Genomic DNA, 17,661 nt, shown 5'->3' on the forward strand with positions numbered 1-17,661 from the left:
ATCTTTGTCAAAAAAGAGAATGTTTATATGAAGACTATGTCCACCAGCTTTAAAAAATTGTTTGGTTTAATGGCACTATTCACCCTGTCAGCGAGCACTTTAAAAGCGCAGCTGACCTTAAAAGGTAAAATAGCTGCCGCAGAAAGCAGCAGCTTGATTGAGGGCGCTACAATTACACTGAACCCCGTACACAAAATGACTAAATCTGCCGCAGATGGTTCGTTTGTGCTCAGCGGGCTAAAAACCGGGGTATATCAGCTGGAAATTTCCAGTGTCGGTTTTGCCAAATTTGCTAAAACGATTAAATTAATCAAAGACACTGTAATTACGGTGAGGATGACTGATAATTCGTCCAACCTGAATGAGGTGAGCATTTCTGTAGGAAACAGGGGAAAAAGCAGAAGTATCATTAAATCGCCCGTTCCTGTTCAGCTCATTTCCTCGCAGGAGATTAAAACTTCTGGCTATACCAATACAGCCGAACTGATTCAAATGCTTGTTCCTTCGTTTACCCAAAACCGTATTGTGCGCGGAGACGGCTCGGAAACCATCAGGCCAAGTACCATGCGCGGTATGGGAACCGACCAGATGTTAGTGTTGGTCAACGGAAAAAGAAGACATATCAGTGCCTTTTTAATTGCTGACAATACTGGCGTAGACTTAAATGCAATCCCAGTATCAGCCATTGAATCTATCGAAGTATTAAAAGATGGAGCAGCAGCTATTTACGGCTCAGATGCCATTGCCGGGGTAATCAATATCATTCTGAAAAAAGATACCGGGGGCAGTGTCGATGTCCAAAGCGGAATTACTTCCAGAGGAGACGGTTTCAATACCAAGATTGGGATAGATAAAGGCTTTGCTTTAAAAAACAATGGGGTACTTAACGTGGCTGTGCAAGGATTATATGCTGAAAAAACTGTAAGAGCGGGTGCTGATTTAAGAAAACAGTATTTTGGGACCATTAAAAACGCAGCTGGTAATGTAACTTATTCAGATCCCATAGGCGATGCGAAAAATGCAGCATACGCTGCCGATCCAAAAGTAACCATGATTGAGGGAGATCCGCAGAAAAAGGTATTGGGAACGATGATCAATTATTCGCAGCCCTTGAAAAATGAAGGTAAAATTTATGCTTTTGGAGGCGTAAATTACAACAATACACTCAATGGCAGTAACCGTTTCAGACTCCCAAGTGATGATGGTACGGTACGTTCTATTTACCCGGACGGGTTTTTGGCCAGAGGCAAAATAGTTACCACAGATTACTCTTTTTCAGGTGGTTATAAACAAGACTTCAAGTCTTTTGGGATGATGGATGCGAGTATTTCTATGGGTGGAAACTCAGTACAGTTTAACCTGTTGAATTCTGACAATCCTTCTTTAGGTACAAAAAGTCCGACAGATTTTTACCTGGGTACACATCATTTTAACCAGTATGCTGCTAATCTCGATTTTGTAAAAGCACTCGATCAGAACAAGGTTTATTCCTTAGCTTATGGCGCGGAATTCAGAGTGGAAAATTATTCCATCAAAGCCGGTGAAGAAGCTTCCTATATTGACGGTGGCGTGCCTATTCTGGACGGTCCGAATGCAGGAAAGAGAGCTCCGGTAGGTTCACAAGGTTATGTAGGATACCGCCCAAGTAATGAGGTAGCTCAAAGCAGGAATACCAGTGCTGCCTATGCAGAATTAACGGCAGATTTCACTAAATCTTTTACCGTAAGTGCGGCAACGCGGTATGAATATTACAGTGACTTTGGTTCTACGCTGAATGGAAAGATCTCTGCCCGTTACGAGTTCATAAAAGGTTATGCGATTCGTGGAGCTGCCAATACAGGCTTCAGAGCGCCTTCTTTACAACAATCTTATTTCTCCCAAACACAAACCAATTATACACTTGACCCGGCCGTTGGCCAGATTGTATCCAGAGAGAACAGTACTTTACCGATCAACTCTCCTGCGGCCATTGCTTTAGGTGCACAGCCTTTAAAACCCGAAAAATCATATAATGTGAGTGCTGGATTAACCGCTTTGCCTGTAAAAAACCTCTTCATTACGGCCGATCTCTATGCAGTAAGAGTCAACGACAGAATTGTAAGAACCAGTTTTTTTACGACCAGCAACCCTTTGATCAAGAAATTATTTGATACTTATAATATCGTTGGTATCCAGTCTGCCAGGTATTTTGCAAATGCAATTGATACCCGTACCCAAGGTATAGACATCGTTGCTCAATATGAATTACACACCACAGATTTAGGACATTTCACTTTTCTGGCTTCCTATAACTATAACTTGCTTAAAATTGTCGGTGTACACAATTCAGCAACTTTAGCTTCCTTAAATGAGAATATTTTCAATCCTGAACGTATTGCTGCAACTGCAACTAAACAGAATAATTTCACAATGTCTATCGTACATAACCTGAATGGATTTACCAGCTCGCTGAGAGTTTACAGAGCCGGAGAATTGTCTAACCAGTATCCAATTCCTCAAAAGGTAATCGGCTTAAACACAATGCCTGCGCTGATTACTTTAGATGCTGAGGTTTCTTATCAATTTAAGAACAAGGTCAGGTTTGGAATAGGTGCAAATAATATCTTTGATAAAATGCCGCCATTAAATGATCCTAGTCTGAGTTTCAATGGAAATTTCAAATATTATAATGGGAACAATAGTCAGCTGGGTGTTACAGGTGCTTATTATTATGCTAAGTTAGGATATAGCTTTTAAGCTCCCTGATTTACTAAAAAAGGGTGCATCTTATCGGATGCGCCCTTTTTTTATAATTTAACAGTGGATTTTTTGTCCTATGCGTTATTAAGTGCCGTCAATGCTTTGACCAGGCGCTCTGAATCCGCGACGGTATTATAAATCTGGGGGGTTATTCTGATACAGTCCCCTCCTTTCAGGTTACGTACAACACTTAAAATCTGGTAATCAGACCACAATTTATCGACAGCCCGTTTAGCGTCCATATTTTTCATCCGGAAAGCTCCTATAGCACATGACCATTGCGGGCTGACGGGCGTAAGTACTTCTACTGCTGATAAATGCTGTACCCCATCGATCCAGGTTTTTTTTAACTCCTGCAAATAATTCTGCTTGACTACGGGAGCTATCTTTTGCTGAAAAGCCAATGCAGCCCCTATGGTCATTATATTAGCAAATGGTGTCGTCCCAAAATGTGCCAGTTTATAAATACTATTTTCTTTTTGCTTCACATCACCGAATAACGGATCCATACTGCTGATCAGTTCTGGCTTCATATACAGTAAACCTGTACCCACGGGTGATCCAAACCATTTATGAAGATTGATCGCTACCAGGTCGGCTCCAAGTTCTGTGATGGAATAATCTATATGCGCAAATGAATGTGCTGCATCTAAGATAGTTTTAACTCCAGAGGCCTTTAAAGCCGCCGTGATTTCTTTAACAGGAAGAATCAACCCGGTAAAATGATTGATATGCGTAAGATGGACAACTTTGGTTTTGCTGGTCACTGCATTTTTGTAAAGCTGAACAATTGCTGCTGCGGACTCAGGGTGCGAAGGGATTTCCACATAAATCAGTTTAATCTTTTTGGTTTTTTGCAGCATTTCCCAGGTTTCCACCATGCTGTCATAGTCAAACTGGCTTAAAACAACCTCATCACCTGCAGTTAAAGGATAACCCTGGATAGCAATATTGAGTGCTTCTGTAGCATTCCTGGTAAAAATAAACGAGTTTGAAGGTAATTTCAGATAGGCTCCTGATAATGCCAGTGTATCGCGGTAAAGCTGCGGAAACTCTAACCTTGCGAAGCCAGATAACCTGCTGTTCACAATTCTTGTATTTTCAATAAATGCAGTCAGAACCGGTTCAGACATCACGCCAAAAAACCCATTCTCCAGGTTGGTAAATGAACGGTCTGTTTTGTAAAATTTCTGGAATTCCTGAATAGATAACTGATCTTTTCCATTTTCCAATACGATGGAGGCCGCATTTTTCTGTGCAGCTGCATAATCATTGATTAATAATGAACCCGACAGGATGCCAATAGTTTTCAGGAGTTCTCTTCTATCCATTTTTTTTGAATTAAGCTGCAAATAAAACTTATTGATATGGCCTGAATATTAAGTTAATGTTTTGTTCCTGATCTTCTTGCTTAGAATTTCCGAAGGTCCTCCCGGCTACCTTAGTCATAGCTTTCGAAACGAAGAGGAATTAATAAAGACTAGTTTTGTAAGAAATTATTGATATTCAGCAAAAAATCAGTGTATGCTTGAACAGCTAAGGAAAAAATTCCCAATGAGTGACAGCCAGTTTGCAGAATTTTCCGGTTATCTCAGGAAAATAGAAGTTCCGGCAAAAACAATTCTGCTTAAAGAAGGTGAGGTTGCAAAAAAGATATTCTTCATTGAAAAAGGCTGTGTCCGTGTTTGGTTTAACAATGATGGAAAAGATCTGACTATGCAATTCTTTTTTGAGCAGGAAACGGTAGCTTCCATAGAAAGCTTAAAAAAAGGAATACCTAGTTTACTTACGCTGGAAACCATCGAACCCTGTGTGATCTGGTACATCAGTAAACAGGATCTGGATAAGATGCTTCCGGTACTTGAAAGTACACCTGAACTACGAAACGTATTTATCAATAACCTTTTCGACCGGATGTTTCATTATATGAATCATTTCTTTTCGTTTCTCAGAGATTCTCCTTTAAAACGTTACCAGGCATTAATACTGGAAAAACCGATGGTCATTCAGCGCATACCCCAGCACTATATTGCTTCTTATTTAGGTGTGAGTTCAGTACACCTCAGCCGTATCAAAAGCCAGCTGATCAGGGAAAAGCGCTGATTTGATTTGATAACAAATGTTATCGCAGTCCCGGTAATACAGCCATAGATTTGCTTTATAAATCGATAAGCAATGAAAGCAGCAATAATCTATCAGGCAGGAGAAATACCTCAATATGCAGAAATTCCTGAACCAGTGGTTCAGCATGACCAGGAAGTTTTAGTCCGGGTAAAAGCCGTAGCGATCAAAAATCTGGATAAACTAAAAGCCAGTGGCCAGCATTATTCTTCTGAAAAAACAGCTAAAATACAAGTAGTGGGGACTGACGGCGTTGGCCTGTTACCAAACGGTCAGCGCATTTATGGGGTCGGTACTGCAGGTACAATGGCGGAACAAGCCGTATTTATCAAAGATTGGTGCTCCCCAGTACCCGATGCACTGGACGATGCTACGGCTGCAGCACTCCCTAATGCAGCTATGGGATCTGCTTTGGCACTCCGTTTCCGTGCCGGATTAAAACCAGGAGAAACAGTTTTAATCAATGGCGCAACTGGTTTTACCGGTAAAATGGCTATTCAGCTTGCCAAATATTATGGCGCAGGAAAGATAATTGTAACAGGCAGAAATGAGGAAGTACTCCAAGCTTTACCGGAATTAGGGGCAGATCAGCTGGTATCGCTCAATCAGGACGACAATGATTTTGTGAGCCAGCTAAAAAAGATCCATGCTGAAACACCGATTAACGTAGTTATCGATTATCTATGGGGACATTCTGCAGAACTGATTTTATCTTCCTTAAAAGGTACAGGGACTTTCTCTGCCCGGACCCGCTATGTATCTATAGGCTCAATGTCGGGAGATACAATCACTTTATCCTCACAAATATTGCGCAGCATTGATCTTCAGTTATCCGGTTCTGGTTTAGGAAGCTGGACAAAAGAGGAAATCAGCTTGCTTTTTAAGGAGATCCTTCCGGAATTGTTTCGCCTGGCAGCAGAACAGCAACTAAAGATAGAAGTAACTACTGTTCCCATTCAGGACGTTGAAAAATTCTGGAATAGTAATCTTACAGATGGCAAAAGACTTGTGGTAAATATTTAAGGCCTTTTTGAATGCACATGTAAGAATTATAGCGTGTAACCTCAATCAAATTAATGAACAAATTTGATTGAGGTTACACGCTATGGTTTATGTTTAAAGGCTTTCTATTTCTTCCATGGAGAGCGCAGTAAATCTGGCAATTTTATCCGGATCAAAATTCTCTTCTTTCATTTTTCTTGCGATAGCCAGTGCAGTTTCATGTTTTCCCTTTTCCGTTCCTCTGCGTTCTGCAAATTTAATCCGGCCGTAATCATCTTCTTCCCGCTGTAAAATCGAGTCGTGTATAAATTGTTGTTCTGGTGATAGTTTTTTCATTTCAGCGATATTAAAGATTTTTTCAAAAACACGTTTATCCAGATACTTAGGAATCTGATTCAGGCTGTGCATGTGTTTAAGCAGATAAACCCATTTGTCCAGCTCATTTTCCAGTTCATCTTCTTTCTTCTCAAACTTAGGCAGTTCCAGGAACTTAAATCCCAGTCCATTGTGGAATACTTTACCAGTCCCCCTGTTCACCAGTGAAATACTTTGCAAATAATGGTCACTCAGGCAATTTCTCATGTTAAAATCCAGGATGGCAACCAGGAAAACCTCTTTCAGTTTAACATCCCATTGACGATTACCCTTTAGCTTTTGCTGGTGAATCAGGCGGCTCAGGTAAAAAATGCAGCGGTCCTCAAAATTATCATGGTCTGCCCGCTGCATTTCTACAATAAACTGCTCGCCCTGGTCCCCGGTACATAACAAATCGAAGAAGACTTTTTTATGCTCCTTGTCCTCCCCGGCAAGTTCAGTTGGATTATAGACAATATCGGTAATGTGTTTTTCTCCTTCAAACAATGCGTTTAAAAAAGCAATCATGATCTCTTTGTTAGGTTCACCGCCAAAAAGATGTTTGAATCCAAAATCTGATAATGGATCAATGTATTTATTTGTACTAGCTGACATAATTCTTAATGATTTAGGACAAGCTACCCTTGTTTATATTTAAAAGGTAATAAATATCTCTATTGTGAATAAATAGTTAACAGGAGAAATTTTAACCTATAATATAAATTGTAAAGAAAAAGCACTCAAATTTCTCCAAAAACACTTTTTAAATCAGGCAGAGAAACAGCATAATATTTTTACTCAATACTTTCCTTACGGAAAGCCGTAAACCTCTTATATTTATAAAATCATCAAACATTACAGCCATTTTTTGTCAAATGACAACTCTTGTTCAACGCAGACTGCTTAACTTTGAATATGGAAGAATTAATTAATTACCTCCTTCAGTTTGGACACCTCAGCAAGGAGCAGATTGCAATGATTCAGTCCAAGGTAAAGCCAAAAACAATCAAAAAAGGAGAATACTTTTCACAAGCAGGTCAAATAGCAGATAAAGTAGGATACATTACAGATGGCGTATTCAGAGTTTGTTATTATGATAAAGCCGGAGAAGGTTATACCCGTTATTTTGTTTATGAGAATCGTTTTGTAGCCGATATTAACAGCTTTCGTGACGAAATCCCTACTGCCGAATATATTGAAGCAGTAACAGATTGTACCCTGCTGGTATTTTCTAAAGCAGGTTTCCAGGAACTTTCCAATACCATTACCGGGTGGAGCGATCTGTTTTCAAAGATTACTTCCTATGTGATGGAAAATAAAATGAGAGCAAGCAGTAATATGCTGGTTCAGGATGCACAGACGCGTTATTTGCACTTTCTTGATCATTATCCCGGCCTCGCTAACCGGGTTCCGCTATCCATGCTCGCCTCCTATCTTGGAATTACAGCATCCTCACTTAGCCGGATCAGGAAAAAATAATTGATTTGCTTTTTTGCCATTTGACAATTGACAGCTACCAGGTTATCCCCAACTTTGCTTCAACAAAAAATAAATAGAGAATGGCTGTTGATGTTTTATTAGGCCTCCAATGGGGCGACGAAGGTAAAGGAAAAATTGTAGATGTTTTAAGTCCGGATTATGATTTGATCGCCCGCTTTCAGGGTGGCCCAAATGCCGGTCATACGTTAGAATTTGAGGGTAAAAAGTTTGTACTGAATACAGTTCCTTCAGGTATATTCTTTGAAAATACGATGAATCTCATTGGAAACGGTGTAGTGATTGATCCAATCGCTTTAAAAAGAGAGCTGGACAATTTAAAAGAAGCCGGACATGATCTGCTTGCTCAAAAAAAGCTGATGATTGCGAAAAAAGCACACCTGATCTTACCTACACACCGATTGCTGGATGCTGCCTCAGAAAGAAGAATGGGCGACAATAAAATTGGTTCTACACAAAAAGGGATTGGTCCGGCTTATATGGATAAAACCGGGCGTAACGGCCTGCGTGTGGGAGATATAACTTTACCAGACTTTAAGCAGCGCTATGAAAACCTGGTGAGCAAACACAAAGCGATACTGCAATCTTTATATAGTGAAATCACTGACTTCAGCGCACTGGAAACCGCATTTTTCGAAGCGCTTGATTTCATCAGCAAGTTTCCATTAGTAGATGCAGAACATGTAGTCAATACGTACGTGAAGCAGGGTAAAAAGGTATTGGCCGAAGGTGCACAGGGCACAATGCTCGATATTGATTTTGGCTCCTACCCCTTTGTAACCTCCTCAAATACCACTACTGCAGGTGCTTGCACAGGCCTTGGCATTGCGCCTAACCAGATTGGAGAAGTGATTGGTGTTTTTAAAGCTTATTGCACAAGAGTAGGCAGTGGCCCCTTCCCTACGGAACTGACGGATGAAACAGGGGAAGAATTACGCCGTAAAGGTCACGAGTTTGGTGCTATAACCGGAAGATCCAGGCGCACCGGATGGATTGATCTGCCTGCATTAAAATATGCGATTATGATTAACGGGGTTACACAACTCGTAATGACTAAAGCAGATGTACTGAGCGGTTTTGATCAGATCTATGCCTGTACCCATTATAATTACAAGCGTGAAGTCATTGATTACATGCCTTACGATATAAGCTCTATTCAACCTATACCGGTTTTACAGGAAATTGAAGGCTGGAAAGAAGATATAACAGGGATCACTGGTCCGGATCAGATTCCTGCAAAGCTGAAAACCTATATAGACTTTTTAGAAGCGCAATTGGGTGTACCTGTAAAGTACCTTTCTGTAGGCCCGGATAGAAAACAAACTTTGATCTTAAATTAGGAAATTAACAAATAATAGGCCGGTGAAAAAATTCACCGGCTTATCAAATCATTATAATTTATCTATAATCCCTACGCCGGTACTATCAGTTTCGGCCTCCGAATTAGAAAGTACCACTACAGCAGTCTTTTTATTGATATTGATGATAATAAAACTTCTGCTTCCGCCAGTTCCGCCATTATGCCAATAATAAGTATCCGCTGTCGGCTTCATGATGTGCCAGCCCAAACCAACCATAGGTTCTTTCGAAAAAGTAACCTGATGGGTAAGCGCGAATGCTTTTGCTAATTCAGTATGCTTACTTTCAATGTTATTTTCTGCATAAATCAGCATATCATTTACAGTAGAGCGAAGACCTCCAGCCCCAACAAGCGCGTCGAAATCCCAGGCTTTAACTTCCTTTGTCTCCTTATTATATACTTTCGTAAAACGTTTTGCTGATTCAGGAGTCAGGTGCTGAAATGTACTGTTCATTTTTAAGGGGTCAGTTATAATTTCTTTCAGCAGCTCTGCATAGGTTTTACCACTGATCCGCTCTAAAATCACTCCCAGAAGCCCGGTGCCCATATTTGAATAGCTATAAACTTCTCCCGGAACTGACGCAAGTTTGCAGGACTTCAAATAACTGAACAATAATTCTTTAGTATAGTATTTATAAGGATTTGCAGCATCAGGGTTTTTGCTGAGGAGATTTTCCGGCAGTCGGGCTAATCCGGAAGTATGGTTACTTAAATTTACAATCTTTATTTTTTGAAGCTCAGGATTTGCAGCGACCGAATCCGGCAGGTATTTCGTAATCGGATCTGTTAAACTAATTTTTCCAGCATTCACATAGTAAGCTAATAATTGAGCAGTAAATGTTTTGCTGATGGAACCTATTTCAAAAATGGTATTTGCATCAGGAAGCATGTCCTTGTTCTTTTGTGCAGTACCGTATCCATAAGTATAGGTTTGCCCGTCTTTGAATACCCCAATACTCAAACCTACTGCATTTGAATTTTGAATATAATTCCTTGCCAGGGTATCTATTTCTTTATCCAGTTTTGATTTCAAAGGGTTAGAAGAAGGAACCAGTACAGTCTTTTTGGTAACAACTGGTACAAAATCCGAGAAAGAGAGTCTGTCTAGTTTGTTATTTTGGTCAAGCGAAAGAGAAAGTTCCAGATTTTCAGTTTCGAACTCAAGCTTATATTTACGCTGTTTTTGTTCAGTACGGAGAAAAGAAGATTCCTTAACTTTTCCCAGAAAATAGATGTTTTTTTCAAAAAACTCAGCCAATTTATCTTTGCTAATGGAAGTTTGATAAGCTTTACTACCCAGCGCATAAATCCGATCCGGACGTTTTTCATTGATATATTTTTTGATCAGTACCACTACTAAATCACTTTTTCTTTGTCCGCTACTTTGCGCAAAAGTCATTAAAGGTGTAAGGCTCAACAAGATAAGCAGCACCTTAAAATTTGTAAGTTTCATAATTTAAATTATATAATTAATAGCGTATAGTTAACACCTATAATTTAAACGACCAAAAATACAATACCCCTATTTCAGAAAGAAAAACCTGACCAGGTTTTCATTTTTTTAACAGCAACCTCAGGCCTTCCAGCTCTTCTTTTAATCCACTGATTAATTGCTTTAATAGTTCTACATTATTATCGTCGGTATTCAGCAAGCGCGACCAGCTCTGGTCCTCCGAATTAAATTGTCTCTTAAATACCAGGGGGATTTTATTACTTTGCACAGTGATTGCGGTAGCATAGCTATACAAACAGGCGATAATCCCTTCTAATGTCCGCTCATAGTAGAGTTGTAGCTTTTTATAAGTTTTAGCCTTTTTATAAATCAGTATATATGGCTTAAACCGCTGAGCCTGTATAATTATTGCTGCATCTTCCAGATCTTCTGTTTCTGTAAAGCCAAATCTACGGATCAGTTCCAATTTAAACTCCATAAGTTTAAACTGAGCTTTAAGCGCATTCTGAACAAAAGGATCTTCAATTTTTTCAAAAAACTCATCTTCATCCAGATATTGTTCCCATGCGTCTTTGAAATCTTTCGCATAGGATTTCATTACCTTTTTAAAAGTGAAGTAATAGATGTATTCATAAATATCAGAGTGCATATAAGTGGTTAAAACACCTAATCCTCTGATACAAAGGTTCAGGTCAAATGGATCGTCTCTGGAAATTTTCATAAAATGGCCCCTGATTCTAATATCGTGCTATCAATTCCTTAAAGTAAGCCTATATATTGATACTTTCAGCTATTTATCCTGGTAAAAGGTAAAAGACCTGCTTGTGCATACGCCGTGACTAAAATTCAGATGCTTTTGGGACTATTCTGGGCGATCTCATGCTTGAAATAGTCATTTTTGAACTTGAAATACAAATAATAGAAATTCAAGAATCTGAAATTAATGTTTCGCGATCCGATCAATTGTAAAAATTGAGTGATTATGTGAGTTGGTTGTTAATTTATATTATTTTTAAATAAATTAACCCCTTAACCTATTATGAAGAAACTTTTACTCGCCGTTGTGCTGGTATTTTATGCTGCAATCCTGTTTGCACAGCAAACTACCTACCCTGTTAATGGCTCTTTTGACACCAGACCGGGCCAATTTGCGTTTACCAACGCAACAATCGTCGTCAATTCCAACCAAACACTTACAAACGCTACCTTATTAGTAAAAGGCCAGACAATACAAGCCGTTGGCGCTGGCCTGGCTGTACCAAAAGGTTATGTGATTATTGATGCGAAAGGAAAGTTCATTTATCCTTCCTTAGTAGACGCTTTTACTGGCTATGGCTTACCGGAAGCCGTTGTTCAACCCCGCGGCGCACGTCAATCTGTTTTTGTATCTGCTAAAAAAGGTGCTTATGGATGGAACGAAGCCATCAGACCGGAAACACAAGTGAAAAACATTTTCTCTGTGGACAGCAAAAAAGCAGATGATTTGCGGAAAGCTGGTTTCGGAAGTGTCAATGTGATTAACCGTGACGGAATTGCACGCGGAATTTCTGCAGCAGTAACCTTAAATGATGGCGCTGATAACAATGTGTTTTTAAAAGATCAGACGGCAGCAAACTATTCCTTCAGCAAAGGAACGTCTTCTAATGACTATCCGACCTCTTTAATGGGTTCAATCGCTTTATTGCGCCAAACTTATTACGATGCGCAGTGGTATGGCAAGCAAAAAGACGAATACAATATTTCACTCGAAGAATTTGCCAGGCAGCAAAACATACCTCAGCTTTTTGAGGTGGATGGATGGGCTAATATCCTTCGTGCCGATAAAATTGGAAAAGAATTTGGCAAGCAATATATAATCAAATCTACAGGTGATGAATATCAGCGTATTCAAGAAGTTAAAGCAACCGGAGCAAGCCTGATTATACCGCTGAACTTTCCTAAAGCTTATGATGTGGAAGATCCTTCGGAAGCAAGAAACCTAACGCTGACGCAGATGAAAGCCTGGGAAATGGCTCCTGCAAATGCTGCTGCTTTAGAAAAAGCAGGTGTTAAATTCGCACTGACTTCTTTCGGTTTAGAAAATACACGCGATTTCTGGGCTAATATCCGCCTTGCGATCGAGAATGGATTAACTGAAAAACAAGCTTTACAGTCCATTACCGAAATCCCGGCTTCCCTGTTAGGAATCAGCGACAAAGTGGGTTCACTGGAAAAAGGTAAGGTGGCTAATTTTCTGATTTCATCCGATAATTTATTTAAAAAAGATAATATCATTTTTGAGAATTGGGTGCAGGGAAAACGCTTTATTATCAATAAAATAGACGTAACAGATATTCGTGGAAATTACAATTTAAACATTGACGGCGTTGGTGCTTTGACTTTAAAAATCACCGGAACATCGGGTGGTTCAGTTGCCGCCATTGAAAGAATAGACGTAGATAGTGTTAAAGCAACTGCTGCTTTGGCAAGAAACGGCGATTGGGTAAGCATCAACTTCAGTTTAAAGAAAAATCCTGCAGGAAATATCCGCTTAAGTGGTTTTCTGACTGCTGCTTCTCCCCTGTTATTAAAAGGTGAAGCGGTACTTCCGGACGGAACAACTGGCAGATTTACGGCAGCTTATAAAGAAGCAGCGAAAGAAACGCAAAAAAAAGAAGAGCCAAAAGCTACCTTAGCCATGGGGCCTGTAATTTATCCCTTTGGTGCTTTCGGAAATGAAGTTTTGCCAAAAGCAGAAAACGTTTTAATTAAAAATGCTACGGTTTGGACGAATGAAAAGGAAGGTATCCTCCAAAATGCAGATGTATTACTGGAAAATGGAAAAATCAAAGCTGTAGGTAAAAATCTGAGTGCAGGTAATGCAAGAGTTATTGATGCAACTGGCAAACATGTAACAGCGGGTATTATTGATGAGCATTCGCACATTGCGGGCAGCGGTGGTATCAATGAAGGTGCGCAATCTGTTTCTGCGGAGGTTCGTATTGCAGACATTATCAATTCGGAAGATGTGAATATTTATCGCCAGCTGGCAGGAGGTGTAACAACTTCGCATATTTTACATGGTTCAGCAAATCCAATTGGCGGCCAGTCTCAATTGATTAAATTACGTTGGGGTAAAGCGCCGGAAGAGCTGAAATTTGCTGGTGCTGATGGCTTTATCAAGTTTGCTTTGGGTGAAAACGTGAAGCAGAGTAATTTTGGTACTGGTGCCCGTTTCCCGGTAACCCGTATGGGTGTTGAACAAACTTTTGTAGATGAGTTTACCCGTGGAAAAGAGTACGGGAAAGCGATAGCGGTGAAAGGAAATAATGTGCGCCGTGATCTGGAGCTGGATGCGATCGTTGAAATTTTAAAGAACAAGCGTTTCATTACCTGTCATTCTTATGTACAGAGTGAAATCAATATGCTGATCCATGTGGCGGATAGTTTAGGTTTCAAAATCAATACGTTCACGCATATTTTAGAAGGTTATAAAATAGCTGACAAAATGAAAGCGCATGGCATTGCGGGTTCAACATTTTCTGATTGGTGGGCTTATAAAAATGAAGTAGCAGAGGCAATTCCTTACAATGGAAAGATTATGCACAATGTAGGGATTACTACGGCTTTCAATTCTGATGATGCAGAAATGGCAAGACATTTAAATCAGGAGGCTGGTAAGGCTGTTTTATATGGCAATGTTCCTGAAGAGGAAGCTTTTAAATTTGTGACGTTAAACCCGGCAAAAATGCTCCATATTGATGGTCAGGTGGGAAGTTTAAAAGCTGGTAAGGATGCCGATGTGGTCATCTGGTCAGACAACCCGCTTTCTATTTATGCGAAAGCAGAAAAAACTTTTGTAGATGGTGCTGCCTATTGGGATATAGAGAAGGATGCGCTGGTTATTAAAACTCAGCAAACAGAAAAAGCACGTTTAATTCAAAAGATGTTAGAGAGCAAAAGCAGCGGCTCGGGTACACAACGTGCCCAGGGAGTTGCGCCGCGCCTTTACAATTGCGAAACTTTAGAAAACTATTCAGCAGAATTAAATGAATCAGAACATGCACACTAACATGAAAACATATCTATTTAGCCTGGCTTTATCGGCATCAAGCCTGATGTGTTTTGCACAGGCCAATATATCTCCGGCAAAAAAACAAAGTAAAACGATAGCGATAACCGGCGCAACAATTCATGTTGGCAATGGTACGGTGATTGAAAATGGGACCCTCCTTTTTGGGAATGGAAAAATTATAGCAGTAGCTGCCAGCGGACAGGCTCCACAGGGCGATGTGGTCAGCATCGATGCGGGCGGCAAACACATTTACCCGGGTTTTATTGCAGCGACCACAAACTTAGGATTAACTGAGATTGAGGCCGTAAAAGCAACGCTTGATTTTGCAGAAATTGGCGATTATAATTCGCATATCCGCTCTATTGTCGCTTATAATACGGATTCAAAAGTACCGGCTACTTTACGCAGTAATGGCGTACTGATGGCACAGCCGACACCACAAGGCGGAATAATTTCAGGCAGTTCTTCTGTAGTGCAATTGGATGCGTGGAATTGGGAAGATGCTGCGCTCAAAAAAGATGATGCGATGCACATGAGCTGGCCAACGACTCCCCGCTTTCGGGGTTATGGCCGCCCGCAGGTTACCGCAGAGGTACAGGCGGAACGCACCCAATCGGCGATTAACCAATTAACTTCTTTCTTTGCTGAGGCAAAAGCTTATGCAGAAATGGGTAAACCTGAAGTAATCAATACGCGTTTTGAAGCTATGAAACCTGTTTTTACAGGTGCGGAAAAACTATTTATTGGCGCAGAAAGTCAAAAGGATATTGTTAATGCAGTTAATTTTGCAAAGAAGTTTGGTATCACGCCTGTGATTACGGGTGCGGATGAGGCTTATTTAATCATTGATTTTTTAAAAGCAAATAACATTACGTTAGTCGTTAAACAGCCTCATGCTTTGCCAAATAACAATGATGATGATGTCAATATGCCTTATAAGAATGCAGCTATCCTGGCCAATGCAGGTTTAAATGTGGTGTTAAGCATTGATGGATATTGGCAGCAGCGCAATTTGCCTTTTATGGCGGGAACAGTTACGGCATGGGGTCTGGATAAAGAAAAGGCTTTAGCTACGATCACTTTGAATGCAGCAAAAGCAATGGGCACGGATAAAACTACCGGAAGTATTGAGGTTGGAAAAGATGCAACTTTCTTCGTTTCTGCGGGTGATGCGCTGGATATGAAAACAAACAAGGTGGAGCAGGCTTTTATCCAGGGAAGAGCTATTAACCTGGATAATCTGCATAAGCAACTGGATAAAAAGTTCAGTGATAAATATGCGGCGGAAAAATAATAGTTAGCCGGCAATTGGCTGGATTTACATATTGAATTTAACAAAAAATGCTGCTCAGATTGGGCGGCATTTTTTGTAATTTCGTTTGTGAAATATACCTTCTTCTTTATCTTTTTCTTCTCCTGTTTTTTTGTAAACGGACAATCGCTTTATACTAAGGCTTACGGGCACAGTAAGAACAAACCTGTAATCTTTATCCATGGCGGCCCGGGCAGCAGTGTCAGGGCTTTTGAGGTTACCACGGCGCAGAAACTTGCAAGCCAGGGGTTTTATGTGGTGCTGTATGATAGACGTGGTGAAGGGCTATCAAAAGATGAAAAAGCGCAATACAATTTCCAGCAGACGTTTGATGATCTGAATGGTATTTATAAGAAGTTTTCATTGAAGAAGGCGACACTGATCGGCTTTAGTTTTGGTGGAATTGTAGCTACTTTATATACTGAAAAATATCCTCAGCAGGTAAAGTCCCTGGTTTTGGTCAGTTCGCTGTTGTCGCAGCCGGAAACTTATAAAACTATATTAGAGCGGTCAAAAGTAATTTACCGGGCTCAAAATGATAGTGCAGGCCTCAGCAGTGTTTTGGCTATTGAAAAGATGGACCCCAATTCTTTTGAGTACAGAGCGTCTTGTTTTAAGCATTCTTCGGTAAACGGATTTTTCAGTACAAAAAACCAGAGTAGCTTAGCCAAAAGTTTATATGCTAAATTGGGATCAGATTCCGTTTATAAGAATCTGTCTGCACATAAAACGAACGCCCCGGTTATTGGTTTTTGGAAAAGCGAGCAATATTCCGGTATGAGCATCATGCCAGTTTTGAAGCGTTTGCAGGAAAAGAAAGTTAATATTTACGCTTTATATGGTAAGGATGACGGTCTTTTTTCTACGCAGCAAATTATGAACCTGCAAAATCTGGTGGGCACTGGTCAGCTAAAATACCTGGAAAATTGCGCCCACTATTTATATACAGATCAGCAGACAGCGTTCATCAGTTCTTTGACGCAATGGATAAAGTAAACAAAGCTATTTTGCCTTCTTTTTTTGAAACGTATTTAGATAATCTACAGATTTTTGATTGAGCTTCTCTATTTCCCGCTGATAAAGTTTATCATCATTGAAGATCAATTTAACCTGTTTAAATGCTTCAATTCGGGCCAAAATCTCCTTTCCAGCGGCAAGATCGTCTTTAAACCGTTCATAAACGCTAAGTTCCCGGTTTAAAAATTTTGCATGAGATTGATTAAATAATGCTGCATCCCTCACTTTAAATGAACTATCATAAAATAAAAGGTCAGCGCTTACAAATTCAGGAATAGTCTCATTGTTATTTGTGCGATAGTTTTTTAATAAATCCTGATAATGAAGCACTACTTTTTGATAGCTATCATATTGATCAAAAAATGAGATTAAGCTTTCTCTTATTTCTTCTGCAAGATGTCCGGCCAGTATTAAAAATTCCTGTGTTAATGGATAAGTCATTTTAAACGCCGCTGAGATTTCAAATGCTTCCAAAATCCAATAAGGGATTAAAGGATCAGAAAAAAGTGGTTTTATGGCTATTTTTATTCTAAAATCAGTTTTAGAACTCAGCGTTTCGAAATAAATGGCTTGCTCAAAATCTTCATTAAACCGATAAAACTTCTTTACTGTTTTTGACTCTTTGAGTTTAAAGTCTTCTTTGACCAGTTCATCCGCAATAAAATGTGCGAATTTTTTGAATGATGGAGCGACCTCTTCTGCTTGTAATGGTCTGTAGACTTCCAGCTTTTTCCAATGCGTCATAATCAAAT

Annotated in this window: 13 protein-coding genes; 8 read left to right on the forward strand and 5 right to left on the reverse strand. The window is 39.9% G+C overall.

The features are described from left to right. Positions 1–69: 69 nt before the first annotated feature. A complete protein-coding gene (locus LY11_RS09145; protein ID WP_170132657.1) occupies positions 70–2,736 on the forward strand; it encodes a TonB-dependent receptor in 2,667 nt (888 codons plus the stop codon). A gap of 77 nt (positions 2,737–2,813) precedes the next feature. On the opposite strand, the gene LY11_RS09150 is transcribed toward LY11_RS09145, so the two are convergent. After that, a complete protein-coding gene (locus LY11_RS09150; RefSeq protein ID WP_111633414.1) occupies positions 2,814–4,070 on the reverse strand; it encodes an aminotransferase class V-fold PLP-dependent enzyme in 1,257 nt (418 codons plus the stop codon). Between the two features lie 193 nt (positions 4,071–4,263). Here LY11_RS09150 and LY11_RS09155 point away from each other — a divergent pair, with 193 nt between their 5' ends. Beyond that, the gene (locus LY11_RS09155) at positions 4,264–4,842 is read left to right on the forward strand and encodes a Crp/Fnr family transcriptional regulator (RefSeq protein WP_111633415.1); all 579 of its coding nucleotides are present in this window, start codon (positions 4,264–4,266) and stop codon (positions 4,840–4,842) included. Between the two features lie 72 nt (positions 4,843–4,914). After that, entirely contained in the window at positions 4,915–5,883 is a 969-nt protein-coding gene (locus tag LY11_RS09160; RefSeq protein ID WP_111633416.1) for a quinone oxidoreductase family protein, read from the forward strand. 93 nt (positions 5,884–5,976) lie between these two features. On the opposite strand, the gene LY11_RS09165 is transcribed toward LY11_RS09160, so the two are convergent. Next, complete coding sequence (locus LY11_RS09165) at positions 5,977–6,831, reverse strand: Rpn family recombination-promoting nuclease/putative transposase (RefSeq protein WP_111633417.1); 855 nt, start codon at positions 6,829–6,831, stop codon at positions 5,977–5,979. 300 nt (positions 6,832–7,131) lie between these two features. Between LY11_RS09165 and LY11_RS09170 the strand changes: the two genes are divergently transcribed. Together LY11_RS09170 and LY11_RS09175 are read left to right on the forward strand one after the other, a co-directional pair. After that, positions 7,132–7,695 carry a Crp/Fnr family transcriptional regulator gene (locus LY11_RS09170; RefSeq protein ID WP_111633418.1) on the forward strand — a complete coding sequence of 188 codons (564 nt, stop codon included), beginning with the start codon at positions 7,132–7,134 and terminating at the stop codon, positions 7,693–7,695. 80 nt (positions 7,696–7,775) lie between these two features. Next, the gene (locus tag LY11_RS09175) at positions 7,776–9,053 is read left to right on the forward strand and encodes an adenylosuccinate synthase (RefSeq protein WP_111633419.1); all 1,278 of its coding nucleotides are present in this window, start codon (positions 7,776–7,778) and stop codon (positions 9,051–9,053) included. Between the two features lie 51 nt (positions 9,054–9,104). Here the strand turns inward: LY11_RS09175 and LY11_RS09180 are convergent, their stop codons facing one another. After that, positions 9,105–10,526 carry a serine hydrolase gene (locus LY11_RS09180; RefSeq protein ID WP_111633420.1) on the reverse strand — a complete coding sequence of 474 codons (1,422 nt, stop codon included), beginning with the start codon at positions 10,524–10,526 and terminating at the stop codon, positions 9,105–9,107. 100 nt (positions 10,527–10,626) lie between these two features. Further along, a complete protein-coding gene (locus LY11_RS09185; protein ID WP_111633421.1) occupies positions 10,627–11,247 on the reverse strand; it encodes a hypothetical protein in 621 nt (206 codons plus the stop codon). Positions 11,248–11,565: 318 nt separating this feature from the next. On the opposite strand from LY11_RS09185, the gene LY11_RS09190 reads away from it, so the two are divergent. The 3 genes from LY11_RS09190 (at position 11,566) to LY11_RS09200 (ending at position 16,888) form a co-directional block, all read left to right on the forward strand. Next, on the forward strand, positions 11,566–14,577 hold the full coding sequence (locus tag LY11_RS09190) for an amidohydrolase family protein (protein ID WP_111633422.1): 3,012 nt from the start codon (positions 11,566–11,568) through the stop codon (positions 14,575–14,577). A 1-nt stretch (position 14,578) separates the two neighbouring features. Next, a complete protein-coding gene (locus LY11_RS09195) occupies positions 14,579–15,874 on the forward strand; it encodes an amidohydrolase family protein (protein ID WP_111633423.1) in 1,296 nt (431 codons plus the stop codon). An 87-nt stretch (positions 15,875–15,961) separates the two neighbouring features. After that, complete coding sequence (locus tag LY11_RS09200; RefSeq protein WP_170132658.1) at positions 15,962–16,888, forward strand: alpha/beta hydrolase; 927 nt, start codon at positions 15,962–15,964, stop codon at positions 16,886–16,888. Positions 16,889–16,894: 6 nt separating this feature from the next. Here the strand turns inward: LY11_RS09200 and LY11_RS09205 are convergent, their stop codons facing one another. Then, the gene (locus LY11_RS09205) at positions 16,895–17,653 is read right to left on the reverse strand and encodes a hypothetical protein (RefSeq protein WP_111633425.1); all 759 of its coding nucleotides are present in this window, start codon (positions 17,651–17,653) and stop codon (positions 16,895–16,897) included. Positions 17,654–17,661: the final 8 nt, after the last annotated feature.

This window comes from Pedobacter cryoconitis (assembly GCF_003259615.1).
Lineage (GTDB): Bacteria > Bacteroidota > Bacteroidia > Sphingobacteriales > Sphingobacteriaceae > Pedobacter > Pedobacter cryoconitis.